This is a genomic window from Roseinatronobacter sp. NSM, from assembly GCF_052379845.1.
Taxonomy (GTDB): Bacteria; Pseudomonadota; Alphaproteobacteria; order Rhodobacterales; family Rhodobacteraceae; genus Roseinatronobacter.
The window spans coordinates 1-4,546 of sequence record NZ_JBQTCF010000073.1 but is presented as its reverse complement, the minus strand read 5'-3'; the positions used below and the strand labels follow the sequence as shown (position 1 = coordinate 4,546).

The following is a 4,546-nucleotide window of genomic DNA, read 5'->3' as shown; positions in this document are numbered from 1 at the left end:
GACCCGCTCAACCCCGAAGAAAAGCTGCTGGAGGAACTGGCCGAAGCCATTGTCATCGTCCGCGAAAGCCTGCGCAAGGACGGTTTTGGATTGGAGCGGCTGCACGAAGCCGAAGGGTTCGAGAAGCTCAGGGCGCTGCGGGATGCGAAAGAGCTGATCAACACCAATGATGAGACGCGCAAGCGCTTCGAGATCGGTGCCCGCGCGGTGTTTCGCAAATACAAATCCTGCCTGACCTTCCCAAAAGTGGAAGCATTCAAACGCGACTATCAGGCGATCAACTACATCTACAGCGCGCTTCAGGATGACAAGCTGCAGGCCGACACCACTGCGATCATCCAGAGGCTGAACGAGATCGTCGCCGAGGCAATCGACATCCAGCCCGATGCCGAGGATGATAAGGTCTTCGATATCTCGAAAGTCAATTTCGACCTGCTTCGTAGGGAATTCGCCAAGAGTGAACGCAAGGCGAGTGATGTGCAGGATATGCGCACAGTTCTGGAAAATCGCCTGGCGAAAATGCTCGCGGCCAACCCGACCTTGGGGGATTTTCAGGATCGTTTTGACAAGATCATCGCTGACTACAACAAAGAGAAAGACAAGAACACGATCGAGGCCACGTTTGAGGCCCTCATTCGTATTGCGGCCGATCTAGAGGCGGAATCGCAAAGTCACGTGGCCCTTGGGCTGGCCCCGGAAGAGAAACCCGTATTCGATCTGCTGATGCGCGAGGATCTGAGCAAAGAGGAAGTGCGGCAAATCAAGTCCGCCTCGATCGCCGTGCTGCAAGCAATCCGGCGGCGCATGGAAGACGTACAAGACATTTTTCAGAAACAAAGCACCCGAGATGGCCTGCGCCAAGAAATCTATGACCTGCTATATGACGACAGAACGGGTCTGCCAGCGACGAAATATGACGATGAAATCCTGACAGAAAAGACCGATGCCGTGTTTCAGCATTTCATGCATCAATTCGACATGAGGGCATCAGACGTCAGAATCCCTCTCCATTAACGCCCTGCGATATCGACCGGCAGGGAACCGGGGCCGCCTGTCAAGCAGCTGCCGCAAAGCCCTCTGGCCTGAACCTGACCATCGCTTCAGGGCCGCGTGGGTCGAGATCGTACAGGTCGGGCCGTGCGGTCAAATAGCTGCGCCAGGTCTTTTCAGGCAGAGTGCTGATCTTGATCTCATGGCGAACGAACATTTCGCGTGCAAGCGCAGCGATACACATACCGGCCCCCTGTTTGCTGTGTTCAGCAATCATGGCCCGGATCTTCAGGTCCAGATCCGCGACACCTGTCAGCGGTTTGGGCACCAGTTTCACTGTCGGTTTCGCGCCCAACTCCACGAAACTCGAACAACTGGCCCTGAACATATGCGGCGCTTTCGCTTCGCCGACCCCGATCACCCTTGCACCGAATTCACGCAACCGCACTGCAAGATGGGTGAAATCACTGTCGGAAGACGCGATGATGAAGCGCATTGCCGTTTTCATATGCACAAGGTCCATCGCATCGATGGCCAGCAGGATATCTGATGCATTCTTGCCGGTCCCGGCATGGACCAGCCGATACCCGATGGCACCATGCCAGTCGGAGGCCCGCTGAGCGTCCAGATAGGCTCGCACGACAATCGGATCTCCGTGTTTCATCGCGACGCCAAGGATAGCGGCCGCATTCTTGCCGCTGATATTGTCGCCGTCCACAAGCACTGCCACAGGGTGGGTCATGTTGGTCACCATCTGCCGAATTTACATCCCCAGTATTGCAGGAATGCGCCCAAAATTCGGCGATGCATGAATTTCTCAGCCCTCGGACCCGTCCAATTCAATCCGATCCGCAACCTCGGGGGAAATCAGCCCGGAATGAACGGTCAGCAAGATCAATTTCGCGTCAAGACTGTCCCCCGTCTCCAGCGCGGCCTCCACGCGTTGATCAGCGCACTCAGCCTCCTCAGAACAGTTGCTGTCGGCGAATTGTTCATGCCCGAGAATGCAATAGGCCAGCAGCTGCGCCGCATCCATGAATTGCGTCCCCTGTGCGGTCGGCGCAGCATGCGTCTTGTGAAGCTGGATCACGGTCAACTTGACCGGTTCCGGCACAAGCAACGGATGCAGACCGGCCGCACGAAGTGCATCGTCAAGCGCGCGCATCGCGGTCGAGCGGCCCAGCATGTCAAACAATCGAAACATATTGATCACCTATCAGAGCCGATGATGGAACGCACGAACAGTTGTGCTATCATCTCACCCTGCACTGGACTGGTCACGCCATTTCAAACTTCCGGTCCACTCCCATCAAGCTCCGGTTTCGATGTCGCCATCACCTCACGCGCATCCCGCAGGACGTTTTCCCCCTCATCAGCAAGCCCAGCTGACAATTCCGCGCGACGCAGCCACGAATTCATCCTCTCGATCAACGGCTGCAGAAGCTGCAGCAGGCGGTCGGCCGCAGCCCATTTACGCTGCACCTCGGCCTGTTTCTCGGCAAGCGCCGCCTGTGCCTGTTCAATTTCCGCCATGGCCTCGGCCCGCTCCGCGAGGGTAGATCGCGCCACGGCCGCAGTATCGTTGTGGACTGAATTGATCGTTTCAACGAGCGTATGCGCCGCGGCCACGGCGGGGGCGATCTCTGGGTATGCAGCGCGGACGGGCTCGGCCAACCGCTCCAAATCATCGGCGTCCCCTTCATGCAGGGCACGCGCCTTGACGCCCTCACTCAGAGCGACCAGCCCATCCCTGACCGCATCCACACGCGCGAGTGCCTCGGCGGCCCGCGCCGCATGCGCTTCAGCCACGCGCGCGGCCTCTTTCGCCCGCTGCTCCGCTGCGATGCGCGCGTCTTCAGCAGCTGCCTGCGCTTGGCGCGCAGCCTCCGCGCGCGCCTCGGCCTGCATATTCTGCTGATGCAACGCGAGGGCCCGTGCTTCCATCTCCCGGATCCGGGCCGCTTGTTGCGAACGGCGTCGCTCCAATTCAGCGGTTTTCTCAGCCAGGCTTTTGATGTGAACGCGCCGGAATGCCGCTGCGAGGTGCCCGCGTTTGAGCGCGATTTGCGCCTCGAGCATAACCTGATCGGCCTGTTCTCTCTTCTCACGCGCCTCCCGGATCGCGCGCTTGCGGGATTTTTTCACCGTCGCTTTCGCGGTCAGCTCTGCATCGGCCCGGACCTGCGCGGCCTCGGCCCGGGTTTTCTCTCGGATTTGATCGCGATCCGCCAGCGCCTTGCGGCGCTGCTCCTGCCGCCATCCGCTCGGCGGGACGTGCTGGCGCGGTGATGGCCCCGCCAATCCGGCAGCTTTCGCCGCCCGGGCCGCTGCAGCCCGGCGCTCGCCACGGTGGATACCCATATCGAGGAAGGCCTCGCCAACCAAATCTTGCGCATGCTCATAATCGGCGAGAAGCGGGTTGAATGAGGGTTGCAACAGCCGCTGACGCCCACGGTTCTGACTGACTTTTTCATTCCACACAGCGACGGCGAAGTGCAGATGCACGGCCTCTTCATCCACATGAACCGTCACTTCCCTCAACTGTCCGTCAGGGAAATTCGTCTGCAGGAACTCCACGCCCCGGTCGACAAATTGGGACACCCGGTCGGGGTCCCATTCCTGCGGCCCTGTGCCGCCAAACCAGAGTTTATTGACCGTCAGAATCCCCTCGCGAAGCGGCCCCTCCGCCGTGAATTTCCACGGATCAACCGGTCCACGACGGCGCAGGTCCTCCGCTTCTTTCCAGCGGCCCTTGGCTTCACGAGCAGCAATTTCATTGATGTGATTGTTTCGTTTCGCGGCGGCGATCTCTGCGATCAAGACGTCAATCCAATCCTCGTCACCAATAACGCGATAATTCTGTGGACTCAGATCATGGCGGATATGACTCAGATCCCCACCCGCTCGCTGATCATGCATTTCCCTTTTGCGGAGCGCCCGGGGGAAGATAGAGGCAAATCGCTGGACAGCCGGGGCAGTTGCAAGGCAGCCCTTGTTTGCGGGATGATCGAATTTCGTATGGACAGACATGCGCGAATTCCAGTTGGTCTTGTTTGACTGGATTGTCCGCGCGCTGCGTGAAAAACCGCAGAGAAATTTTCAGGGATTGCCCAGAGTGTTACTCGCTAATGTTTTTGCGCTGTCGGGGGTTCCCCGACACCACAAAAACCCGTTCGCAATGGGGATACCCCCTTGACCCCTTCTCGCGATAACCCCCACCTGACGGATGGGAGTTATCGCTGCGACCAGCAGCCTGCTGGACCCGTGAACCCTGTTATTGGATGGATTGTCCCTTGTTAGGGGTTTTCCTGTTTTGGGGATTTTCCGTTGATTGAATGGCTGCCCTCTTGTTTTGGGATGACCCAGTTGATCAGTGAAAAACGGTCTGGACGGCTTCGGATTCATGCCCCAACCCGATCGCCACCGAGGGCAACATCGAAAATCTGGTGGATAGGCAGAAGGCGAGGGCGAGAGAACACTGACGATGAATTCACCATGACGGCCCTTCCCTTTACAGCCCACTGCGATGGCGATGTCAGGATCGACGCACTCGGCC

The 4,546-nt window shown here is 58.6% G+C and carries 4 protein-coding genes; 1 reads left to right on the top strand and 3 read right to left on the bottom strand.

From position 1 onward, the window contains the following. A partial coding sequence (locus ACTZWY_RS19520) for a type I restriction enzyme endonuclease domain-containing protein (RefSeq protein ID WP_444792372.1) occupies positions 1-1,014 on the top strand: 1,014 nt, incomplete at its 5' end. Between the two features lie 40 nt (positions 1,015-1,054). Here the strand turns inward: ACTZWY_RS19520 and ACTZWY_RS19515 are convergent. From ACTZWY_RS19515 to ACTZWY_RS19505, 3 genes are all read right to left on the bottom strand, one after another. Beyond that, positions 1,055-1,732 carry an NYN domain-containing protein gene (locus ACTZWY_RS19515; RefSeq protein ID WP_444792371.1) on the bottom strand — a complete coding sequence of 226 codons (678 nt, stop codon included), beginning with the start codon at positions 1,730-1,732 and terminating at the stop codon, positions 1,055-1,057. 75 nt (positions 1,733-1,807) lie between these two features. Beyond that, entirely contained in the window at positions 1,808-2,194 is a 387-nt protein-coding gene (locus ACTZWY_RS19510) for a hypothetical protein (RefSeq protein WP_444792370.1), read from the bottom strand. Between the two features lie 83 nt (positions 2,195-2,277). Then, positions 2,278-4,020, bottom strand: a complete 1,743-nt coding sequence (locus tag ACTZWY_RS19505) for a hypothetical protein (RefSeq protein WP_444792369.1) — start codon at positions 4,018-4,020, stop codon at positions 2,278-2,280. Positions 4,021-4,546: the final 526 nt, after the last annotated feature.